A 20,908-nucleotide genomic window follows, 5' to 3' on the forward strand; every position below is an offset into this window, starting at 1 on the left:
GGCCGGCGGCATGCCGGTGATCGCTCCCATGCCCGCTCCGCGTACCACCCGCATCCCCTCCCAGCGCGAGGGCGCTGACGGCACCATGGCCGCGGGCACCACCGTCGATCACCTCACCGAGACCTACCGCGCCCACTACCGGTCGCTGCTGGGTCTCGCTGCCCTGCTCCTGGACGACACGGCCTCCTGCGAGGACGTCGTCCAAGAGGCGTTCATCCGCGTCCACTCGGCGCGCAACAGGGTGCGGGACCCGGAGAAGACCCTGGCGTATCTGCGTCAGACCGTGGTCAACCTCTCCCGTTCCGCGCTTCGCCGCCGCATCCTCGGCCTGAAGCTGCTGTCCAAGCCGATGCCGGACATGGCGAGTGCCGAGGAGGGGGCGTACGACCAGCTGGAGCGGGACGCGCTGATCAAGGCGATGCGCGGACTGCAGCGGCGCCAGCGCGAAGTGCTGGTGCTGCGGTACTTCGCCGACATGACCGAGGCTCAGGTCGCCGAGACGCTGGGGATATCCCTGGGCTCGGTGAAGGCGTACGGCTCGCGGGGTATCGCGGCGCTGCGCGTCGCGATGGAGGCCACGGCATGAGCGGGCACGGGCACAGGTTTGAGCGGTACGGGCCGGACGGGCCGTTTGACGACCGGACTGGGAACGAAATTGTGAGCAACGGGCCGGAAAATGAGCTGGGTGGCCTCGGGCCCCTCGAGCAGGGGTCCGGGCAGGGATTCGCCGGGAGCCTCGGTGGCAGCCTGGGTGACCGCGAAGGCCCGGGCGGCGGGAGCCTGGACGGCGAGGCGCTGAGCGGCGGCGAAGCAGCCCTGCGGCGGATGCTGCAGGGTGCTGTGGAGGACCTCGCGCCCTCCGACGGTGCACTCGACCATCTGCGCAGGGCGGTCCCCGCGCGGCGCGCCCGTAAGAGGCAGGCGCTCGTCGGCATGGCGGCCGCGGCGCTGCTGATCGGCACCGCCGTCCCCGCCTTCGTCCATGTGGCGAGCTCGGGCGGCAGCGAGAACGCCAGCCCCGTCAACGCCGGACACGGTGAGCAGGCGCAGGGCGGCACCGGGGACGAGACGGGCGTCGTGGGCGGTGGGAAGGGAACGGACAACCCCTCCGCCGGCAGCAAGGACACCGAGAAGGACACGGACGGGAAGAAGCAGGAGCCGGGCGAGGAGCCCGGCGCCGGCGCCTCGCAGGGCACGACGGGCGGCACGGCCGTCCCGCCGGGTACCGCGGCGGCGACCACACCCGTCTGCGGCGCCGCCCAGCTCAGCGTCTCGGGGCAGTCGGGCGCGCCGGACGCCGAGGGCAAGGTCTACGGCACCTTCCGCATCGTCAATGTCTCGCAGAGCGACTGTGCGGTCAGCGGCGCCGGCTCGGTCGGGATCGAGACGCTGGGCGCCGCCGACCGCGCCAAGATCATGGTCATCTCGCACACGGCAGGGGACGCGGCGGGCGGACTGCCCGACCCCTCGCAGGAGGCGGCGGGTCCGCTGCTGCTGCAGTCGAACGCGGCGTACGAGGTGAAGTTCGCCTGGGTGCCGTCCGAAACCTGCCCGACCACCGGCGCCTCGCCCGACCCGACGCCGACGGACGGCGGCTCCTCGGGCGCGACCAGCGGCACGGGCACGGAGGCGGAGACCCAGCCCCAGCTGGGCAGCGAGGACGGCGGGACGCAGGACGGCAGTGTGCTCGTGTCGCACACCCCCGAGGCGGGCGGGCCGGCCGCGCAGACGACGATCTCCAACGCCTGTGCGGGCACGATCTACCGCACGGGCATGCTGCAGGCCTGAACAACGCGAACGTGGGACGGGACCGCTGCTGAGCGGCCCGCCCCACATTCATCTCCCGACCCAGGTCCACGCCTCTGTGCGAGGCCACGCCTTGCCCCGGGTCCATGCCCTGTCCGGGACCACGCGCTGCCCCAGGCCCAGCCCCCGCCCAGGGTCCACGCCCTGCCCAGGCCCATGCTCCGCCGTGCCTACACCGGCTCGGGCTCCAGGCCCAGCTCCCGGTCCCTGGCCGCCTCCGCCTCGCGCCGCAGCAGCCGGAACCACATGAAGAGCACAAAGCCGGCGAAGACGAACCACTCCCCGGTGTAACCCAGGTTCTGGAATGCCTTGAGGTCGAGCCCGCTGCCCTGCGGCGCCGCCGCGGGCACGGCCTTCAGCCCGCCGTCCGCCTCGGTCAGGGTGACCCACGCGTCGTACACATCGTCCGGCACCAGGTTCACCAGCGAGGCCGCGCTGATCATCCCCAGCTGTCCGCTCGGCAGTCCACCCGCCGCATGCACCCCGTCGGTGCCTGCGGTCTCGGAAGCCTGCAGGGCACCGGTCACGGTGACCTCACCGGCCGGGGCCGCGGGGGTTCGTGCGCCCTCGGCGAGCCAGCCGCGGACGACGGGCAACGTCCGGCCGCCGTCGGTCTTCAGCAGCGTGAGGACGTACGAGCCGCGCTTGCCGTCCAACTGCCGTTCCGGTACCAGGAACTGCTTGCCGTACTGCCCGGTGGCCGTCGCCGTGCGCCCGGAGGTCTCCTGGTCGACGGGCAGCAGCTCGTCGAGCGCCACGGCCTTCTGCTCACCCGGGCCGGGCCTCCGCTCGGCCTTCTGGTGCGAGTCGACGCGGTCCTCGAACTTGCCGAGCTGCCACGAGCCCATGAAGACGCAGAAGGGGATCGCCAGCACGACGAAGAGATTGATCCCCCACCAGCGGGGCGTCAGCAGGAACCGGTACACCCCTCCACGGTACGGGCTGCGCCGAGGCGGCCCCGGAGCGGGGGTTGCGCGGGATGCCCACCGGCCGGGCCCCGACGGAGCGGAGGGGACGCGGTGCGGAACCGTACCCCCTCCCTCTCTCTGCCCGGGCTGTCTCGCCTATCCGGGCTGTCTCGGCTATCCGGGCTGTCCGAGACGCGCGGCAGCAAATTCGATCTCGAGCCGGACCTGCTTGATCCGCTCCTCCACCACGAGCGAGCCGTGGCCCGCGTCGTACCGGTACACCTCGTGCACCGCGCCGCGTGCAGCCAGCCGATCCACGTAGTTCTCGACCTGGCGGATCGGGCAGCGCGGGTCGTTGACGCCCGCCGAGATGTAGACCGGAGCCCTGACCTCGTCGACGTACGTCAGCGGGGACGAGGCCTCGAACCGCTCCGGGACCTCCTCCGGGGTCCCGCCGAGCAGCGTGCGGTCCATGGCCTTCAGGGCCTCCATCTCGTCGTGGTACGCCGTGACGTAGTCCGCGACCGGTACGGCCGCGAGGCCCAGCGCCCATGCCTCGGGCTGGGTGCCGAGACCGAGCAGGGTGAGATACCCGCCCCAGGAGCCGCCCGCCAGGACCAGCTTCGCCGGGTCGGCGAGACCGGACGTCACCGCCCACTCGCGGACCGCCGCGATATCCTCCAGCTCGATCAGCCCGACCCGGTGCTTGAGGGCGTCCGTCCACTCCCGTCCGTACCCGGTCGAGCCGCGGTAGTTGACCCGCACGACCGCGTACCCGTGGTCGATCCAGGCCGCCGGGCCGGCCGCGAAGGCGTCACTGTCGTGCCAGGTGGGCCCGCCGTGGATCTCGAAGACGGTCGGGAACGGACCCGCCCCGGCCGGCTTCTGGACCAGCGCGTGGATACGGCCCCCGGGCCCCTCGACCCAGGCGTCCTCGACCGGCACCGACCCGGGCGCCTTCATCCCCGGCGGGTCCAGCACCACCCCGCCCGCGGTGGACCGCACCTGCGGCGGCTGCGCGGCGGACGACCACAGATACTCCACGGCCCCGTCCGGCCGGGCCGTCGCGCCCGAGACGGAACCGGTCGGCGTCTCGATCCGCACCAGCTCGCGCGAGGCCAGGTCGTACCGCCACAGCTCGCCGCGCGCCTCGAAGCTGTGCGCGACCAGCAGCCCGGAGCCGTCCGGATACCACTCCGCGTTCACGTCGCCCGGCAGGTCGATCGCGAGATCGGTCTCCCGGCCCGAGGCGACGTCCCAGATCATCGGCTCCCAGCGGCCGCGCCGCTGATGCCCGATGAGCAGCCGGGTGTCCCCGTCCACGGGAGCGAACCCGAGGACCTCGAGGCCCAGTTCCCTGGTGCCGCCCTTGGTGTCGTCGAGCTCGGCCACCGGGCCGCCGTCCAGCCGGACCACGCGCAGGGCGGAGTGCATCGCGTCGCCGTGCTCGGTGTGCTCGAGCGCGATCAGCGTCCCGTCGCGGGAGAGATCGCCGACACCGGCGGACTCCCGGTGCCGGTAGATCTCGACCGGCTCGGCTCCGGGCCGTACGACATGGATCGTCGTACCGTCCTCGTCGGTCGACCGGCCGACCACGGACGTGCCGTCCCGGCCGATCGCCAGCCCGGCCGGGTACGACGGCTCGAGGCCGGGCGCCGCGGGCACGTCGTCGCCGCCGCCGAAGGGCTGCCGCATCCACACCCCGAACTCGTCCCCGTCGGTGTCGGAGAACCACCAGATCGAGGTGCCGTCGGGGGACAGGACGCCGTCCGTGGTGCCGTTCGGCCGGTCCGTCGCCTGCCGCTGCTCGCCACTGGCCCGGTCCCAGGCGTACAGCTCGTACGTCCCCGTCGCATTGGAGACGAAGAGGGAACGGTCCGGAGCGTCCTCGGCCCAGTCGGGCAGCGAGACGCGGGGCGCGCGGAAGCGCTTCTCCCAGTCGGGCATGGTCTGTGCATCGGCGTCGGTCATGCCTCCATGAAACCTGATGGCGGTGAGCCACAGGTGCGAGGCCCGTTGTCAGTGGTGGGGTGCACACTCGGCGTATGACCTCACCGACCGAGTCGACACCACCGTCCTCATCGATCGACCTGCGCAAGACAGTGGAGACACACTGGACTTCGGCCGAGGCGCGTGACTGGGTGACCTTCGAGTCGACCCTTGCCGAGGACGTGGTCTACGAGCTGCCGCAGACGCGTGAGCGCATACGTGGCAAGGAGGCGTTCCTCCAGTTCTACCGGGAGTACCCCGGTGATTGGCATCTGCGCGTCGAGCGCATCGTCGCCGAGGGAGGACAGGTCGTGACCTGGATCCATGCCGCCGTGGGGCTGGAGGAGATGTACGCGCTCACGTTCTTCACCGGTGATGAGGAGGGCCGGATCACGACGATCACGGACTTCTGGCCGGAGGCGTACGAGCCCCCGCCGGGCCGCGAGCACCTGGTCGAGCGTTACTGAAGGCCCCCGTGCCGTCAACGGTCTCTGTCACCGGGCCGGGCACGGCCAAGGGGTTCTAGCCGTTTTCCCAGCCGCTGGTCCGGTCCGTTGGAGCCGCGCTGTCCGTGCGGTCCGTGCGGTCCGAGTGGTCCGCGCTGTCCGCGCTGTCCGTACGGCGGCGCACCGCGAGGGCGGCGGCATAGCCGGGGTCGGTGGCCAGGTCGGCCACCAACCAGTCGGCGTGCGTGGCCGGTTGGGGCCCGGCGCCGACATGAGTGAGCGAGAGATCCTCGTTCAGGCCGACCCCGGTGGCCTTCAGCAGGGCCTCCTTACGGGTCCAGCAGCGGGCGAAGGCGGCCGGGCGCTCGGCGGCGGGCAGTGCCGCCAGTTCCGTACGCTCCCTGGGGTGCAGCCGGGCCGCGACCTCGCTGACCGTGGCGGGGTCGGGGAGTGCTTCGACGTCGATACCGACGGGGGCTTCGGCGAGGGCGATCATCACGATGCCGCCCGTGTGCGAGAGCGAGAAGTGCACGGCGTAGCCGGGCACGTGGGGCCGCCCGTGCGGGCCGGAGCAGTGGGTGCACGGTTCGCGCGCCATGGTGACCGCCTGCGGAGTCTGCCCGAGCCGCTCGCCGAGCAGCCGGCGCAGGGTCACATGCGCGACCGCGTAGGCGTCGCGGTCCGCGCTCCGGTGGAAGGCGGCGAGGCGCGCGGCCTCGTCGGCGTCGAGGAGGCCGCGGTGGGCGACGGCGTCCTCGGCGTGGTCGGACACCCGCCCGCACCACAGCAGTTCCACGCCGGGCAGCGTCGCCGGGCGGGGGGCGGGGAGGTGAACCATGGTGTCTCCCAACATCCTGTACGAGTACTGCACAGTGTGCCGTTTCGACGCCCAGACATTTAACAGATCCATGGTTCCGTTAAGATGAAAGGTACTGCGTCGGAACGTGAGAACTGGAGCCCCGTGATGAATGCCGAGGATGCGGACCCGGGCACCGTCCGGCCCGGCGGGCGCACCGCACGCGTCCGGGCCTCCGTCCTGCGAGCGGCGGGTGACGCCCTGGTCGAGCACGGCTTCCACCGCCTCGACCTGACCGATGTGGCCCGCCGCGCGGAGGTGGGCAAGACAACCGTCTACCGCCGCTGGGGCACGACCACCGGCCTGGTCGCCGATCTGCTGGCCGACATGGCGGAACAGTCCGTACCGCGTTCGGACACGGGCTCGCTGACCGAGGACCTCAGGGCCAACGCCCGCCTCGTCGCCGGCACCCTGGGCGACCCCCGCCAGGGCCCCCTCTTCAAAGCCGTGATCGCCGCCGCCACCTGCGACGAACGCACCGCCGAGGCCCTGCACCGCTTCTACGCGACCCGGATCAAGGAGTGGGTGCCGTGCGTCGAGGGCGCGATCACCCGCGGTGAGCTGCCCGCGGGCACCGACGCCCATGAGGTGATCCGCGCGGTCTCGGCCCCGCTCTACTACCGCCTGCTGGCCAGCGGCGACCCTCTCGACGAGGCCGCCGCAGACCGCGCGGCCGCCGCCGCCGAGTCCGCCGCCCGGGCGGGTGCGTACGTTCCCTGACACCTCACCCGGAACACGCCAAGGGCCTGACCCTCGATGAGGATCAGGCCCTTGAGCTGTTGGCCGGCAGACCGCAGACCGCAGACCGCGACTTAGATGTTGACGCCGAAGTCCTGAGCGATACCGCGCAGACCGGAGGCGTACCCCTGGCCGACGGCGCGGAACTTCCACTCCGCCGCGTTGCGGTACAGCTCGCCGAAGACCATCGCGGTCTCGGTCGAGGCGTCCTCGCTCAGGTCGTAGCGCGCCAGCTCGGCGCCGCCGGCCTGGTTGACGACGCGAATGAACGCGTTGCGCACCTGGCCGAAGGACTGCTGACGGCTCTCGCCCTCGTGGATGGAGACCGGGAACACGATCTTGTCGACCTCGGCGGGCACGCCCGCCAGGTTCACCTTGATCTGCTCGTCGTCGCCCTCGCCCTCACCCGTGAGGTTGTCACCGGTGTGCTCGACGGAGCCCTCGGGGCTCTTGAGGTTGTTGAAGAACACGAAGTGCTGGTCGGACACGACCTTGCCGTTGGCGTCCACCAGCAGGGCACTGGCGTCGAGGTCGAAGTCGGTCCCGGTGGTGCTGCGTACGTCCCAGCCCAGACCCACGACGACCGCGGTCAGGCCCGGGGCCTCCTTGCTGAGCGAGACGTTGCCGCCCTTGGAAAGGCTGACACCCATGGAAATCCCCTGCGCAATCCGGCGCGGGCCGCGCCTCTTGACGATTCCTTTGCCCACCGGCCCAACGAGTGACCACCGGCTCGGGTTCCCCTGTGGCCGTCAGGAATGGGCCAAGGGGCTGACGGGCTTGTCGGGCTGGGCCACGAGTCCGTCCGCGACCAGGCCGGCGAGCACGGCCTCACTCAGCGCCTGCACCGCGGACTGCGGCCGGACCATGACCGTGAACTCCTTGATCCGGCCTGCCTCGTCGAACTGGAGCAGGTCGATGCCGTGGATCTGCTTGCCGTTCACGGTGGCCCGGAAGAGCAGGATCTCCGACGGGGCTTCCTCGCCGTCCCCACTGGTCTCGGCGGCGCCCTCGAACTGTCCGACGTAACGGAAGTCCTTGAAGGTACGCAACAGGACCCCGAAGAGCCCCACCACCATCGGCCGGCCCTCGAAGGGCTTGAACTTCACCGGGCTGTAGAGGCGGACGTCCTCGGTGAACAGGCCGTCCAGCGCGGTGAGATCCCGCTTCTCCACGGCGGCGCGGAATCCTTCGGCAGTCTCCATGGTCTCTCCTCGTACCTTGTCCTACTCAACAATCTGACTAGTCAGTTTCTTGAGTAGGATGATGCAGGGACGGACGAGGAAAGGGAAGGGGCTGCTGCGATGGCCTTGCGACACGCGGTACTGGCGGCGCTGCTGGACGGCGAGTACAGCGGATACCAGCTGGCCAAGGCGTTCGACGTCGGAGTGGCGAACTTCTGGCACGCCCTGCCCCAGCAGCTGTACGCCGAGCTGACCAGGCTGGAGAGGGAAGGGTTGGTCACGGGCCGCCAGGTGGTCCAGGAGACGCGGCCCAACAAGCGCCTGTTCAAGGTCACCGACGCCGGTCTCGCCGAGCTGGAACAGTTCGCGGCGGCCGCGTCGAAACCCTCGTTCATCCGCGACGACCTGCTGGTCAAGGTCCAGGCCGCCGACCGGATCAGCACCGGCCCGCTGATCGAACAGCTCGAGGAGCGAGCGTCCGTCGCCGAGGCCAAGATCGAGCTCTTCGGCAAGCTGCTGCGACAGATGCGCGGCGAACGGGACGAGGAGGAGTTCCTGCGCCGGGGCGAGCGGATCGGCCCGTATCTGACGTGCCTGCGCGGCCTGGCCTTCGAGACGGACAACCGGAACTGGTGTCTGCGGATCGCGGCCGTGCTGCGGGACAGGCGGACGGCTCGCGCCGAGCGGTGAGCACCGGGCCGTACTGCTCACGACCCGATTCTCGTCCGTGTGCGTGTGAACGACGGCGTGGAACTGCTCAATCGATTCGTGGCGCAGCGCTGGATGAGGTTGAGGTTCTCCACGTAAAGTGCGGCGGCCCGGCCGTACGGCGCTGGAAAAGTTCGTACCAGACGTCGTTTCCCTTGACCCATTGTCCGGTCGCTTTGCGTGGGATCCTGATTGTCCCGGGGGCGGATGCTGCCGAGTAATTCGGAGCGCGTGATGCGGGACCGCACGTTCAGGGACGACGGGAATCAGTGCACGAGATAGAGGGTGAAGGCTCCGCCTGACTCAGAGATGCGGGCGACGTGACCGTAGCCGCGGGCGGTGGCGTACGCGCCGGTGCCGCCGGTGACGGCGAGGTCGAAGTCGCTGGGCGGGGTGCCGATAGGGGTGGTCTGCAGATGCTGCCAGGTCACTTGTCCCCGGGGAAGGCTGAAAGTGCCTGTGCAGTGCGTGGTTTGGGCTGCCACCCGGGTGCACACCGCTCCCTCGGTGCCATAGCTGAGACCTCTGCGGTAGAGGTTCGCGGTGATGATGATCTGATCGCCGACCCCGGGTCCGGGTGTGCCGTTGTCGACCACCGTGGTTCCTGTGCCCGTCGACGTGAGGCTGATGACCTCCGTGTACTTGTCCCTGCCCCGGTCCAGCGGATACGGGTCGCTGGACGCAGAGGCGGGACCGGCGACCGTCGCGAGCGACAACGCCGTTGCTGCCACCGCGCCCCACTTCGAAATTGAAAGCATTCTTCCTCGCCTGATGAACGCGGATTCTTTGATGCGCTCAAGAATTCTCATTGTGCGATGTAGTGTCAATTCTCAAACTCATCAAAAGTGCCTGGTTCATCCATCCGGCGGCATCTCCCACAACACGCCGAGGTCGCCGGCAGTATCACGCAGCCCGTGAAAATCAGTCCTGCTCGGCGCAGCCCGAGCGGCGCGCCCGCGCCACCTGCCGACCGGCGCTCGACGAGGAGGCCGTGGGACGGGACGACGTGCCGGGTCACACGGCGACGGGCCGGGAGACGTCTGTTCTCCCGACCCGTCGCTGAAAGGCCCTAGGCACGCAGACCGTCGAACGAGATGTTGAGGTGGCGGGGTCCACGCAGCACGGCGTTCTGGCGGTAAGGGGGCGGATCCTCCACCAGGCGGGGGTTGTCGAGCCTGCGGGCGAGCTCGGTCAGGGCGAGCTGTGCCTCCAGGCGGGCCAGCGGCGCGCCGAAGCAGCTGTGGATACCGCTGCCGAAGCCCAGGTGCTGGTTGTCCCTTCGGTCGGGGTCGAAGCGGTCGGGGTCGAGAAACCGTTGCGGGTCCCGGTTGCCGGAGGCCAGGAGGAGCCACACGGCTGCTCCCTTGGGGATGGTGGTGCCGGCGATGTCGATGTCATCGAGGGTGGTGCGCTGCGGAAGCAGCTGCACGGGCGGCTCGAAGCGCAGGAGCTCTTCCACGAGCGGGACGGCCAGCCGGGGGTCGTTTCGCAGCCGCTGGAGAACGTCCGGGTTGCGCATAAGGGTGAGCATTCCGTTGGTGATGAGGTTGACCGTGGTCTCGTGGCCGGCGATCAGGAGCAGGGCGGCGGTGCTGAGCACCTCGATCGGGGTCATCTGCCCGTCCGGGCTGTGGTCGGTGACGAGGGCGGAGAGCATGTCGTCGCCGGGCGCGGCGCGGCGTTTCGCGACGAGCTCGGACAGGTACATGCCCAGCTCGTTGCGGGCCGACTGGGAGACCCGGTTCCGCTCGGCAGGGTCCTGGTCCGGGTCCGGATCGAGGCTGGCGGCGATGGTGTCGGCCCAGGAGTGGAAGCGCGCTTCGTCCTCGCGTGGAATCCCGAGCAGCCGGCAGATCACGGTCACGGGGAAGGGGTAGGAGAAATTGTCGACGAGGTCGATCCGGTCCCGGTCCCCGAAGCCGTCGATGAGGTCGGTGACGATCCCGGCGAGTTCGCCGTGCATGTTGTGGATCCGCCGGGGTGTGTGCGGCGGTCCGAAGGGGCGCGTCGTCATACGGCGCAACCGGTCGTGTTCCGGAGGGTCGAGCTTCAGGAAGGAGGGCGGCAGCGGCGATGCTTCCTCTTCCTGCTGGTCAAGTGCGCCGGTGGCCTGGGCGGAGAGGTTACGGGCGTCCGAACTGATCCGCGGATCGTGCAGGAGGCTCTTGATCTCCCAGTAGGTACTGGCGACGAACAGCCCCTCTCCCTGTTGGGACACGGGCGTCTTGCGCAGCTCGGCGTACAGGGGGTACGGGTCCGCGCGGTTGGCGTAGTCGGTGATCTGCCGAAGGAGCATGCCTTGCGTCATGGTGGCGTCCTTGTGGGCGTTGGACAGCGGGCTTGCCGCGCCGTGGTCAGGCTCGGGCAGGGGTGAAGGTGATCCGCCGGTCGGTCGGCGAGTAGCCGCTGAGGGTGACGGACGGCCCGTGGGTGGGCACGGAGGGGTCGGGGAAATCTGCCGAGACCGGCCGCAGCCCTTCGGGACGCCGGTCCACCATGGGAAATGTCGGCGGGAAGGGCGCAGCCGATTCGATCATCCGCTGGTAGAACTCCAGCCACTTCGTGTGGTCGAAGGTGACGGCGGCGATGACGCGGCCCTGGTACCCGTACACACCGGCGAAGCGGCGCTCGGCGAGTGACCCCTGGGCGATGAGGATCTCCTCGCCCAGGGACGGGACGCCCACCGACTTGATGCTGACCCCGAACTGGGAGGACCAGAAGGCCGGCACCCACAGGTGCGGACGGCGGTCCGAGCTGGCGCTGATCATGTTGTGCGCTGCGATCTCGGCCTGTGCGACGGCATTGCCCCAGTGCTCGAGGGACAGGAACTGGTACCCGAAGAGCGCGTGCGGGGAACGTGCGACGTCGCCGGCGACGAAGACGTCGTCCGTCACGATGCCCCGGACGTCGAAGGCGCGGCATCCGGCGTCGCAGGCGATTCCGCGCGGGCCGGCGCCCAGTCCGGAGTCTGCGAGCCATCCGGTGTTGCGCGTCGCGCCGAGCGAGACCACCGCGACATCCGCGTCGATCGTGCTGCCGTCGGACAGGTGCGCACAGCGCAGGCGTCCTGCGGAGTCGCCCTCCAGCCCCGTGACCATGATGTTGCAGCGCAGGTCCACGCCGTGCTCTCGTTGCAGCTCTGCGGCCGCATGGCCGATCACGCCACCGAGCGCGCCCACCAAAGGCGCCGAGCCGCGTTCGACGACGGTGACCGGCAGCCCTCGCTCACGGCAGGCGGATGCGATCTCCGAGCCGGTGAAGCCGGCCCCGATGACGAGCACCCGGCGGGGGGTGGCCGCGAGCCGCCGGTGAAGGCTCGCCGCGTCGTCGCGCGTGCGCAGTACGAAGACCCCGTCCAGGTCGGCTTCTGTCTCATGCGGCCATGGCCGGGCACGAACGCCGGTCGCGATCAGCAGCCGGTCGTACTCCACCTCGTCACCGTCGGCCAGACGCACCCGTTTGGCCGCCATGTCCAGCCCGGTGGCGGCGACCCCGAGCCGCCACTGCGCGTCGAGCTCCATGCGCCGGGGCAGTGCGGTGTGGTCGGCGGACGCAACGCCCAGCAGTACCTGTTTGGAGAGCGGAGGCCGGTCGTACGGTTCGTGGGGCTCGTCGCCGATCAGTGTCAGTGATCCGGTGAAGCCCTCTGCCCGCAGGGTCTCCGCCGCCCGGAGGCCGGCCAGGGAAGCGCCCACGATCACGATCCGCCCCTCGCGCCTCAGCGACTCCAAGAACGCGTCACCGGACACCGGACAGGCCTTCCCTCACCGTGGCGGGGTCATCGCCCAGGTCGTCCACCAAGATGGCCTGGACCGGGCACGCCGCGGCGGCACGCGCCACATGCTCGCGCTGTGCGTCGTCGGCGTGCGGGTTGTACAGCAGCGCCTCGTCGCCGTGCATGGTGAATACATCGGGTGCGAGGAAGGCGCATTGCGCGTACCCCAGGCACCGGTTGAGATCGACGACAAGTCTCATCAAGGCCGCCCTTCCAGTAGTTCCCTGCCTCAGCATGCGAGTGCCGTCGTGCTTGCGCGAGCACAGCGGGCCAGAAGGGTCATCGGACGACGCCGCGGGAGATGCCGGTCACGACTCGACGGTCGGCGCCGGCTGTCGGCGGAAACTGACGACGATGATGTGGACGCTGATGATCAGCGCCCACAGGGGGAAGACCAGTTCGCACCAGGGGACGCTGCTCGCCGCGAAGAGCAGTGTGAGGGCGACCAGATAGCCCAGGGCCGAGAGCCAGCGGGGAAGGACCCCGAGACGGTGCCCGATGGCGGACGTCGAGAGGGTGAACACCGCGGCCATGCGCATCGAGTAGGTCATCAGAAGGTTGTAGGTGAAGTGCCGGCCGAAGGACCACAGCTGAGACTGGGAATCGGCCCCGGCCTCGTCGGCCGCGGCCAACAGGCTTCCCGCTGCTGCCGCGGCCCCGAAAAGTGTCGCCACGAAGAGCAGACCGCTGCCCAGGAACACCGTGGCGAGGAACTGGTCCTCCGCCTTCCCGATCCGCGCGCGCACCACGCCCATGAACCACAGAAAGAAAATGCCGGCGAACGGGATGAGGCTGAGCGCCGCCTGGACCGTGTGCAGGCGCGAGGAATCGGAGATCCAGTTGTTGTCCGCGGAAATCGGCCCGTCGGGCAGGGCCAGGCGGACAAGGATGATGGCAGCAGTGAGCAGGAGGGCGAAGACGATCCCCACCACTCCCGCGGCTCGTGGAGTGCGCAGCGCCTGACTGGTCCTCTCCATGGGCTGTCGTTCGCTTCCTCTCCCTGTCCGTGCGTCAACCGGTCCCGTGACAGCCTGATCCCCGCTCGGCGGTGGCGGCAGGAAAGGACCGGGAGGCGCCGCTTCCGCGGCTCGTGTCACAGGGGCCGGACACGTACTGCGCCTGCGCGGGCCCCGGAGGACGACCTGGAACCAGGAAGCACCCGCGCACGCGGCCGCGCCACCCGGACCACGCGTGAGGGTGACGCGCGGGGGCGGCGGCGCGTCGCCGCTCGTGACGATGGCGGCCCCTGGCACCGGTGGCGCCGGCGAATCCCCCGACCCGGCCGAGGAAGCCCCCGGTGAGCAACTGGAGGAACCGAGGAAGCCCCGGCCAAGCAGCCGGAGGAACCGAGGAAGCCCCGGCCAAGCAGCCGGAGGAACCGAGGAAGCCCCCGGTGAGCAACCGGAGGAACCGAGGAAACTCCCGCCGTCGGCTGAAACCCAGTGACGCCCGGCTCCCGTCGGCACCAGAGGCACCCGCCCCGGCGGAGCCCGCTGTCCCGTGAGCGCGCTCACGCTCGTATCGCGTCCGGCAACCGGCTGACGGCTTTGATCAGTTGCGTCGAGCCACAGCGTCCGCGAGCGCCGCGACGGCCGCCATCGGCTCCTCGAAGGCGCGCGTCCGCCGCGCACACTCCTCAAAGGCGCGTGTGAGTCAGGTCCTGCCGGGACTCGGGTTGCCGGGCCAAGCTCGGACGCGTGCCGGGTCCTGATCGCGAAGGGGCTGCCTCCTCACGGGCTGCGTCACACAGCCAAGACGCTCATGGAGGGTTCCGTGCCCCGCCGAAGCCGATGGACGAGCGGATGGGCCACCTGGACGGTTCGGTCCAGGCGCGCTGCACGCACATCACTCGGCAGATGCGCGAGGGCCTGATGGCGGATCTCGCAGGTTCTCGACCAGCCGGCGGCGGCCCGGCCGGCCACTGGGTCGCCGGGGCGCCCATCCCCGACGGCGACGCCAACGCCGGTCTGGATCAACGGCACCCGGGCGATGAATCCGCGATCCTCGGTGGCTGTGCCCGACAGGGTGCTCGGCATACGCGGGTAGTGGTGCCGAACGGGCGGCGTCCGTCGGGGCGTGAAAGTGCCCTCGTGAGCCACTCGAGCGCGAAGAAGACAGTGAGCCCACAGAAAGGCAGGTCTGCCCACAGTCCGCCGTATCCGCGGTGACCGGAGCGCATGGCCGAAGTTGTCCGGAACGGACGCGCTCTCTCCATCGTGCGCCCTGCCGTGCCCGTCGCTGACCGTTCTATGATCGCTACTCCTTGCACGAGGGGGCGTGGCATGACGGCTGGCGGATCGGCGTCGCGGCGGGCGCAGGAGGCACGGCGGCAGGAGCGGCTGCTGCGGGAGCAGTGGCAGGCGGCCCGGGAGCAGGCGCGCAGGTGGGAAGCCGCCAGCGAGGGGGAACGCCGCGTCGCTGCCCAGCTGTTGATCCTGACCGAGCGTGGGTGGCGGCTCCTGGTCGACCGCAGATGGCCGGGCACGCGAGCAGCCAACGTGGACATGCTGCTGATCGGCCCCGGCGGTGTATTCGTTCTCGATGTAAAGAACTGGCGCTCCGCACCGGAGACTTCGGACGGGAAGCTCCGAGCAGGAGGCGAGCCGCGCGACGAGCACGTGGCCAAACTCCTGGCCGTGACGAAGGCGGCCGAAGGCGCGGTGGCTTCGCTGGGGCTGTCCCCGGTGGCGGTCCAGCCCCTCATGGTCTTCGCGGGGCAGCGGGTCGACGCCGAGTCGGGCCGGGTCCGGCTCCTGGGGGAGCGCGAGGTCGGTCCCGCACTGCTGTCGGAGCGTCACAGGCTGCGGGCCGAATCCGTACGGGCCATCGCCGACCACCTGGAACGGGTCTTCCCCGAGTACGAGGGATCGACCGTCACGCGGACGGTACCGCTACGGGCCCAGCCCCCAGAAGAGCCCACCGATGGCCTGTTCGACATCGACGGCCTGCGAGAGGCGGCCCTGGAAGAGGCGCTGCGGGCCCCGATCGAGCAGTGGATGACCTTCCTCCACCCCGACCAGGTCGCACTGGTGCGCCGCAACTGGGCCGGCCCCGCCCGGATCAGCGGCCCGGCCGGCACCGGCAAGACGGTCGTCGGCCTGCACCGCGCGGCCTATCTCGCCCGGCGCACCAACGGCCGGATCCTGTACGTTCAGCCTCGCGTGGAAGCACATGGGGCGCGACAGCTGTCTGGCGGAGATCGACCCGGCACCGGGCTACTGGCGCGAAGAGATCGCCCACGTCATCAAGGGCCGCGGCATCGCTTCCTTCGAGGAGTACGCCACGGTGCCCCGCCGACGCCGTCGCGCGAGCTTACGGCGTCCGCACCGGCAGGCCGTATGGGCTCTGTACGAGGCATACGAATCCATCCGCACCGAGCGCGGAGTGCACGACTTCAACGACGTGCTCTCCCTCGCACTGACAGAAGCGCGCCGCCGCACAGGCCCGCCTCGCTACGCGGCCGTGATCGTGGACGAGGTCCAGGATCTGACCCTCGTCGGAGTACGGCTTCTGCACGCCCTGGTCGGCGATGCCCCCAACGGACTGCTATTGGTCGGTGATGGCCAACAAGCCGTCTACCCCGGCGGATTCCGCCTGTCCGATGCCGGTATCGACGTCCGCGGGGATCGCGGACAAGTGCTGCGGACCAACTACCGCAACAGCAAGGAGATCCTTGACGCGGCGCTCGCGGTCGTCGCCGAGGACGCCTTCGAGGACATCGACGGACTGCGCACGCCGGGCCGCCGAGATGTCGACATGACATACCACGACGGTCAAGTGATCCGTGTTTCGAAGTCGGCACTGGACGAGCACGACCAGGCACTCCTGGAGGCGCTGCACGGCCTGCCGCCCGGAGCTCGCGCCGACACTGCGGTGCTGTGCCCCTCCATGCGCGCCATCGGCCACTACCAGCGGCTCCTCGAACGGGCGGGCATCTCCGTATGCCAGCTGGAGCACTACGACGGACGGCCCGTCGACGCCGTGAAGCTCGGCAGCTACCGCCGGGCAAAGGGCCTGGAGTTCAAGCGCGTGTACCTGCCGGAGCACGATGCTGCCCTGTCCCAGAGTTCCGCGGCGGGCAACGAGGGACTGTCCGAGACGGCGCACGAACGCAACGAGCTGTCCCGCAGCCAGCTCTTCGTTGCGATGACGCGGGCTCGCGACGTGCTGTGGCTGGGCAGCGTGAACCGGTAACGAAGAGGGCTCCCCGTACGTGATCAGTCGGGGGTGCGATCGCGGACCGAGCCAGAGGCGGGTGCAGCCGTGGGACTCATGGTGGCCGTGCGTCTGGTCGGATGCCTCGTCCTGGCTTTACCAGGGGCGTCGAGTGGGTGATGCTGACCCGGCGTTGGAGGAATGATCGACACGGCGGGGCCGGTCGGTGCAGAGGGGGAGGCCGTGGTCGTGCGCGTAGTGCTGCTTGGACCGATTCATGTGTACGCCGATGATGGGACGCCGGTCGAGGTGGGTGGCGTCCGGCTGCGGATGCTCCTCGCCAGGCTCGCCCTCGAAGAGGGCAGGACCGTGTCCGTCGACTCGCTCATCGACGGCCTGTGGGGCGAGGAACCGCCCGCCGACGCGGCCAACGCGCTGCAGGCGCTGGTGTCCCGGCTGCGCAGGGTGCTGCGCGGGTCCGCGGCGGTGGAGTCCGCGTCCGGCGGCTACCGGCTCTCGGTACGGGCCGAGGACGTGGACGTTCACCGCTTCGAGGATCTGGCCGCCCGGGGCAGACGGGCACTCGCAGCCGGGCGGCCCGACGAGGCGGCCTCGCTGCTCGGAACGGCGCTCGGGCTGTGGCAGGGCGCGGCGCTCGCCGATGTCCTCGACGCCCCGTTCGCCGGGCCCGTCGCGACCCGGCTCGATGATCTGCGGACCGTGGCGGCCGAGGACCGCTGCGATGCCGAGCTGCGGCTCGGACGGTACGGAGAGGTGCTGGCCGACCTCGAAGCGGCCGGGGCTGAGCGGCCGTTGAGCGAGCGGGTCGCCGGGCTGCGGATTCGGGCGCTGTCCGCGGCCGGACGGCAGTCCGACGCCCTCTCGGTGTACGAGGCGATACGCAAGCGGCTCGGCGACGAACTCGGCGTCGATCCGTCGGCCGAACTGCGGGAGATCCATCTGGTCCTGCTGCGAGGCGAGTTGGAGACGCCGGCCGAGCGGGCCGAGGCCGCCCCGAGCCGCCTCCCGGCCCGGCTGACCAGCTTCGTCGGCCGAGACAGTGAACTGGACCGGCTCGCGGGGCAGTTGGACCACAGTCGGCTCGTCACCATCGTCGGCCCCGGCGGCTCGGGCAAGACCCGGCTCTCCCTCGAAGCGGCCACCCGGGACCGCGCCCACGCGCGCCGCCGGATCTGGTTCGTGCCGCTCGCCGGTGTGAGCGCACCGGACCAGCTGGCCGACGCGGTACTCGGCGCCCTCAGCTCCACCGACGGCCGCCTCTACGACGCCGGCCAGGGGCAGCGGACCACCCCGGTCGAGCGCATGGCCGGACTCTTCGGCAGCGGCGACGCCCTGCTCCTGCTCGACAACTGCGAGCACCTCGTCGAGGCGGCCGCGGAACTCACCGCCGAACTTCTCGAGCAGATACCGGAGTTGCGGATCCTCGCCACCAGCCGCGAGGCCCTCGCCATCACCGGCGAGGCCCTGTGCCACCTCGGCCCCCTCGACATACCGATGGGATCACCGGAGCCTGCCGAGGCCGCGCAGTCGCCCGCCGTCCGCCTCTTCGTCGACCGGGCCGCCGGAGTCCGGCCGGACTTCACGCTCGACGACTCGACCCTCGACGCCGTGGTCGAGGTCTGCCGACGGCTCGACGGGATGCCGCTCGCCCTCGAACTGGCCGCGGCGAAGCTCCGCTCGATGAGCGTCGAGCAGATCGCACGCCGCCTCGACGACCGCTTCCGCCTCCTCGCCTCGGGCAGCCGCACGGCCCTGCCCCGCCAGCGCACCCTGCTCGCCCTGGTTGACTGGAGCTGGGACCTGCTCGACGAACCCGAGCGGATCCTCGCCCGCAGACTGTCGGTGTTCCCGGGCGGCGCGACCGTCCCCGCGCTCGAAGCGGTCTGCGCGGACCCGTCGCTGCCGGCCGCCGACATCCCGTACGTCCTGGACGCCCTGGTCGAGAAATCACTGGTCCACACCGTCGACGAAGGGGTGGGCGAGCCGCGCTACCGGATGCTTGAGACGGTACGTGCGTACGCGGCGAGGCAGCTCGCCGACGCCGAGTCCGGGGACGCCGTCACCAAGCGCTATGCCGCGTACTTCCTGGCCCTCGCGGAAGAACACGAACCCCGCCTTCGTACCGGCGAACAGCTGCGCGCGATCGAGGTCTTCGACGCCGAACACGACAACCTCGTCCTCGCGCTGCGCTCGGTCGTCGACGCCCGGGACGGGAACCTGGCCGCGCGCTTCGCCGGGGCGATGTTCTGGTACTGGGGGATCAGGGGGATGAGTACCCGGCTCGACACATATCTGGAGGAGGCAGCCGGGCCCGGCGGGCCGGATTCCGTACAGGCGCGAGATTCCGTACGGGCAGCGGGCAGCGAACGTCCGGCCGCCGAGGGTGAATCGGCGACGGCGCGTGAGTTCCACCCGGCCGTACTGCTCCTGCGGATGTCCCAAGCCTCCTTCCCCGCACGCGTATCAGGACCGGGCGGAACCGCGGACCAGGACCCCCTCGACTCGCCCGACCCCTGGGTCCGGGCCAGCGCCCACCTGGCACGGGACTTCGCGCTCACCGAACAGGGCGACCTGGTCACCGGCGCCGAGTCCCGGATCGAGGCCCTGCGCGGCTTTGAGGAGGTGGGCGACCGCTGGGGGCTCGTGATGAGCCTGCTCCCGATCGGCCGCGACCACTCCCTGCGCGGCGAGTACCCCCAGGCCATCGCCACCTTCGAACGGACCGTGGCACTCAGCTCCGAACTCGGCACCGAGGACTACCTCTACCTCAGCAAGGCCAGACTCGCCCGCGAACGCCGGCGCAGCGGCGACCTGGAAGGCGCCTTCCGCGATCTGCACGCCGCACACCGGCAGGCCCGCGAGCGCGGACAGCTGCGCCTGGAGGCCAACATCCTCGTGGGCCTGGCCAATGTGCACCGCAGGGCCGGTGACCTGGCGCAGTCCGACGCGACCCTCGACCGTCTCGAGGCGCTGAGCGCCCGGCGCCCCTCCCTCAGAGAACTGGCCCGCGACCTGATCGTCAGCACCCGCATCGAGAACCGTCTCGCTGAGGGTGATGCCGTGCAGGCCAGGGCCCTGCTGCCGGAGGCGGCGGGCGCCCTGCTCGGCCAGGGCGCGGGCGCCGCGCTCGCCTGGGTGGCCGAATTGCTGGGCGGGCTAGGGACATTGGAGGGCGCTCCCGAAGAGGGCGCCAGGTCGCTCGGCATGAGCCAGGTGATGCGCGGCGCCTTCGACTGGGGCGAGCCGGAGCGGTGCGAGCTGGTCGACCGCATCGTGACGACACTGGGCGAGGAGGGCTTCAAGCAGGCGTACGAGGAGGGGGCTGCGTACTCCCGTGAGGACGCGCTGCGGTGGCTGGAGGCAGAGACCTTGCGGGCAGTGCAGCGGATCTGACGAGGCGCGCGCGGTCATGCGGACAGCCGGGCGGGGTCCGCACTGTGGGTGCGGACCCCGCCCGGCCGGGCTTGTCACCGGAGGATCATTCGGCGTTCTTGCGGTAGGCGCGCATGGCCAGCGGGAAGAAGACCACGATGACGCCGGCCATCCAGGCGAAGGTGCCGACGAGCGAGTCGGCGACCGGGCCGCCGTTGAGCAGGCCGCGGACCGCGTCGGCCACCAGGGAGACGGGGTTGACGTCGGACCAGGCCTGGAGCCAGTCGGCCATCTTGTCGGTGGGGACGAACACGTTGCTGGCGAAGGTGAGCGGCAGGATCAGGATGGTCATCAGGCCCTGTACGGAGGCGGGGTTCTTGATCAGCATGCCGAGATACACCGAGATCCAGGAGAAGCTGAGAGCGAAGCCGACGAGCAGGGCGAGAGCGGCCAGTGTGGCGACCGGGCCGGTCTCGACGCGGTAGCCCATGACCAGGGCGAGGACGACCAGGGTGCCCAGGCAGACGACATAGCGGACGATGTCGGCAAGGACGGCGCCGATCAGGGGGCTGGAGCGGGCGATCGGCATGCTCCGGAACCGGTCGAAGATCCCGGTACTGGCGTCCGCGCAGAGCGAGGCGCCGATGCCGACGCTGGCCTGGAAGACGGCCATGACCATGACGCCGGGGGTGACGAGCTGTAGGTAGCGGTCGGTGTCGCCGCCGGACATGGCGTCCCCGAAGAGATAGATGAACATCAGCAGGCTGATGATCGGGGTGAGGATCACATCGACCAGCTGGATCGGCGACTTCATGAACCGGGTGACGCCGCGGCCGGCGAGGGCGAGGCTGTGCTGGGCGGTCTGCGCGAGGCCGATACGGCTGGGGAGCTCGGCGTGGGCGCTGAGGGGCTGGGTGCTCATGACGGGGTCCTCTCGGGAAAGTCTGCGCGGA

20 protein-coding genes and 1 pseudogene are annotated in these 20,908 nt (G+C 70.5%); 8 read left to right on the forward strand and 13 right to left on the reverse strand.

The features are described 5' to 3' along the window. The first annotated feature begins 10 nt into the window (after nt 1–10). Both OG883_RS33640 and OG883_RS33645 read left to right on the forward strand, forming a co-directional pair. Nucleotides 11–586 carry a SigE family RNA polymerase sigma factor gene (locus tag OG883_RS33640; RefSeq protein ID WP_266549694.1) on the forward strand — a complete coding sequence of 192 codons (576 nt, stop codon included), beginning with the start codon at nt 11–13 and terminating at the stop codon, nt 584–586. A 71-nt stretch (nt 587–657) separates the two neighbouring features. Continuing rightward, complete coding sequence (locus tag OG883_RS33645) at nt 658–1,788, forward strand: hypothetical protein (protein ID WP_266548934.1); 1,131 nt, start codon at nt 658–660, stop codon at nt 1,786–1,788. Between the two features lie 188 nt (nt 1,789–1,976). On the opposite strand, the gene OG883_RS33650 is transcribed toward OG883_RS33645, so the two are convergent. Next, nucleotides 1,977–2,732 carry an SURF1 family protein gene (locus tag OG883_RS33650; RefSeq protein ID WP_266548936.1) on the reverse strand — a complete coding sequence of 252 codons (756 nt, stop codon included), beginning with the start codon at nt 2,730–2,732 and terminating at the stop codon, nt 1,977–1,979. Nucleotides 2,733–2,888: 156 nt separating this feature from the next. Beyond that, nucleotides 2,889–4,685: a prolyl oligopeptidase family serine peptidase gene (locus tag OG883_RS33655; RefSeq protein WP_266548939.1), complete on the reverse strand. Its 1,797-nt coding sequence runs from the start codon at nt 4,683–4,685 to the stop codon at nt 2,889–2,891. A gap of 74 nt (nt 4,686–4,759) precedes the next feature. Between OG883_RS33655 and OG883_RS33660 the strand changes: the two genes are divergently transcribed. Beyond that, on the forward strand, nt 4,760–5,170 hold the full coding sequence (locus OG883_RS33660; protein WP_266548941.1) for a nuclear transport factor 2 family protein: 411 nt from the start codon (nt 4,760–4,762) through the stop codon (nt 5,168–5,170). A gap of 55 nt (nt 5,171–5,225) precedes the next feature. Here the strand turns inward: OG883_RS33660 and OG883_RS33665 are convergent, their stop codons facing one another. Next, on the reverse strand, nt 5,226–5,987 hold the full coding sequence (locus OG883_RS33665) for a 4'-phosphopantetheinyl transferase superfamily protein (protein WP_266548943.1): 762 nt from the start codon (nt 5,985–5,987) through the stop codon (nt 5,226–5,228). Nucleotides 5,988–6,113: 126 nt separating this feature from the next. On the opposite strand from OG883_RS33665, the gene OG883_RS33670 reads away from it, so the two are divergent. Next, complete coding sequence (locus OG883_RS33670) at nt 6,114–6,725, forward strand: TetR/AcrR family transcriptional regulator (protein WP_266548964.1); 612 nt, start codon at nt 6,114–6,116, stop codon at nt 6,723–6,725. Nucleotides 6,726–6,817: 92 nt separating this feature from the next. On the opposite strand, the gene OG883_RS33675 is transcribed toward OG883_RS33670, so the two are convergent. Continuing rightward, a complete protein-coding gene (locus OG883_RS33675; RefSeq protein WP_266548966.1) occupies nt 6,818–7,393 on the reverse strand; it encodes a TerD family protein in 576 nt (191 codons plus the stop codon). 99 nt (nt 7,394–7,492) lie between these two features. After that, nucleotides 7,493–7,945, reverse strand: coding sequence for a nuclear transport factor 2 family protein (locus OG883_RS33680; RefSeq protein ID WP_266548968.1), 453 nt, complete (start codon nt 7,943–7,945; stop codon nt 7,493–7,495). A gap of 99 nt (nt 7,946–8,044) precedes the next feature. On the opposite strand from OG883_RS33680, the gene OG883_RS33685 reads away from it, so the two are divergent. Next, entirely contained in the window at nt 8,045–8,614 is a 570-nt protein-coding gene (locus OG883_RS33685; RefSeq protein WP_266548970.1) for a PadR family transcriptional regulator, read from the forward strand. A 284-nt stretch (nt 8,615–8,898) separates the two neighbouring features. On the opposite strand, the gene OG883_RS33690 is transcribed toward OG883_RS33685, so the two are convergent. From OG883_RS33690 to OG883_RS33715, 6 genes are all read right to left on the reverse strand, one after another. Beyond that, a complete protein-coding gene (locus OG883_RS33690; protein ID WP_266548972.1) occupies nt 8,899–9,390 on the reverse strand; it encodes a hypothetical protein in 492 nt (163 codons plus the stop codon). Between the two features lie 311 nt (nt 9,391–9,701). Beyond that, nucleotides 9,702–10,940 carry a cytochrome P450 gene (locus OG883_RS33695; protein ID WP_266548974.1) on the reverse strand — a complete coding sequence of 413 codons (1,239 nt, stop codon included), beginning with the start codon at nt 10,938–10,940 and terminating at the stop codon, nt 9,702–9,704. Nucleotides 10,941–10,986: 46 nt separating this feature from the next. Beyond that, nucleotides 10,987–12,381: an NAD(P)/FAD-dependent oxidoreductase gene (locus tag OG883_RS33700; RefSeq protein ID WP_266548976.1), complete on the reverse strand. Its 1,395-nt coding sequence runs from the start codon at nt 12,379–12,381 to the stop codon at nt 10,987–10,989. Then, nucleotides 12,371–12,607 carry a ferredoxin gene (locus OG883_RS33705; protein WP_266548978.1) on the reverse strand — a complete coding sequence of 79 codons (237 nt, stop codon included), beginning with the start codon at nt 12,605–12,607 and terminating at the stop codon, nt 12,371–12,373. Before OG883_RS33705 ends, OG883_RS33700 begins: the two co-directional genes overlap by 11 nt. Nucleotides 12,608–12,715: 108 nt before the next feature. Beyond that, the gene (locus tag OG883_RS33710) at nt 12,716–13,384 is read right to left on the reverse strand and encodes a hypothetical protein (RefSeq protein WP_266548979.1); all 669 of its coding nucleotides are present in this window, start codon (nt 13,382–13,384) and stop codon (nt 12,716–12,718) included. A gap of 765 nt (nt 13,385–14,149) precedes the next feature. After that, nucleotides 14,150–14,443, reverse strand: a complete 294-nt coding sequence (locus OG883_RS33715) for a hypothetical protein (protein WP_266548981.1) — start codon at nt 14,441–14,443, stop codon at nt 14,150–14,152. A gap of 246 nt (nt 14,444–14,689) precedes the next feature. Between OG883_RS33715 and OG883_RS33720 the strand changes: the two are divergent. Then, a pseudogene (locus tag OG883_RS33720) lies at nt 14,690–15,058 on the forward strand (nuclease-related domain-containing protein); the annotation flags it as partial. A gap of 240 nt (nt 15,059–15,298) precedes the next feature. On the opposite strand, the gene OG883_RS33725 reads toward OG883_RS33720, so the two are convergent. Next, nucleotides 15,299–15,580, reverse strand: a complete 282-nt coding sequence (locus OG883_RS33725) for a hypothetical protein (RefSeq protein ID WP_266548983.1) — start codon at nt 15,578–15,580, stop codon at nt 15,299–15,301. Between OG883_RS33725 and OG883_RS33730 the strand changes: the two genes are divergently transcribed. Then, entirely contained in the window at nt 15,579–16,601 is a 1,023-nt protein-coding gene (locus OG883_RS33730) for a UvrD-helicase domain-containing protein (RefSeq protein ID WP_266548985.1), read from the forward strand. The two genes, OG883_RS33725 and OG883_RS33730, sit on opposite strands and share 2 nt — an antisense overlap. Nucleotides 16,602–16,811: 210 nt before the next feature. Beyond that, complete coding sequence (locus OG883_RS33735; RefSeq protein ID WP_266548987.1) at nt 16,812–19,976, forward strand: BTAD domain-containing putative transcriptional regulator; 3,165 nt, start codon at nt 16,812–16,814, stop codon at nt 19,974–19,976. An 85-nt stretch (nt 19,977–20,061) separates the two neighbouring features. Here the strand turns inward: OG883_RS33735 and OG883_RS33740 are convergent, their stop codons facing one another. After that, the gene (locus OG883_RS33740) at nt 20,062–20,877 is read right to left on the reverse strand and encodes an ABC transporter permease (RefSeq protein ID WP_266548989.1); all 816 of its coding nucleotides are present in this window, start codon (nt 20,875–20,877) and stop codon (nt 20,062–20,064) included. Between the last annotated feature and the right edge of the window lie 31 nt (nt 20,878–20,908).

It is taken from the genome of Streptomyces sp. NBC_01142 (genome assembly GCF_026341125.1).
Classification (GTDB): domain Bacteria; phylum Actinomycetota; class Actinomycetes; order Streptomycetales; family Streptomycetaceae; genus Streptomyces.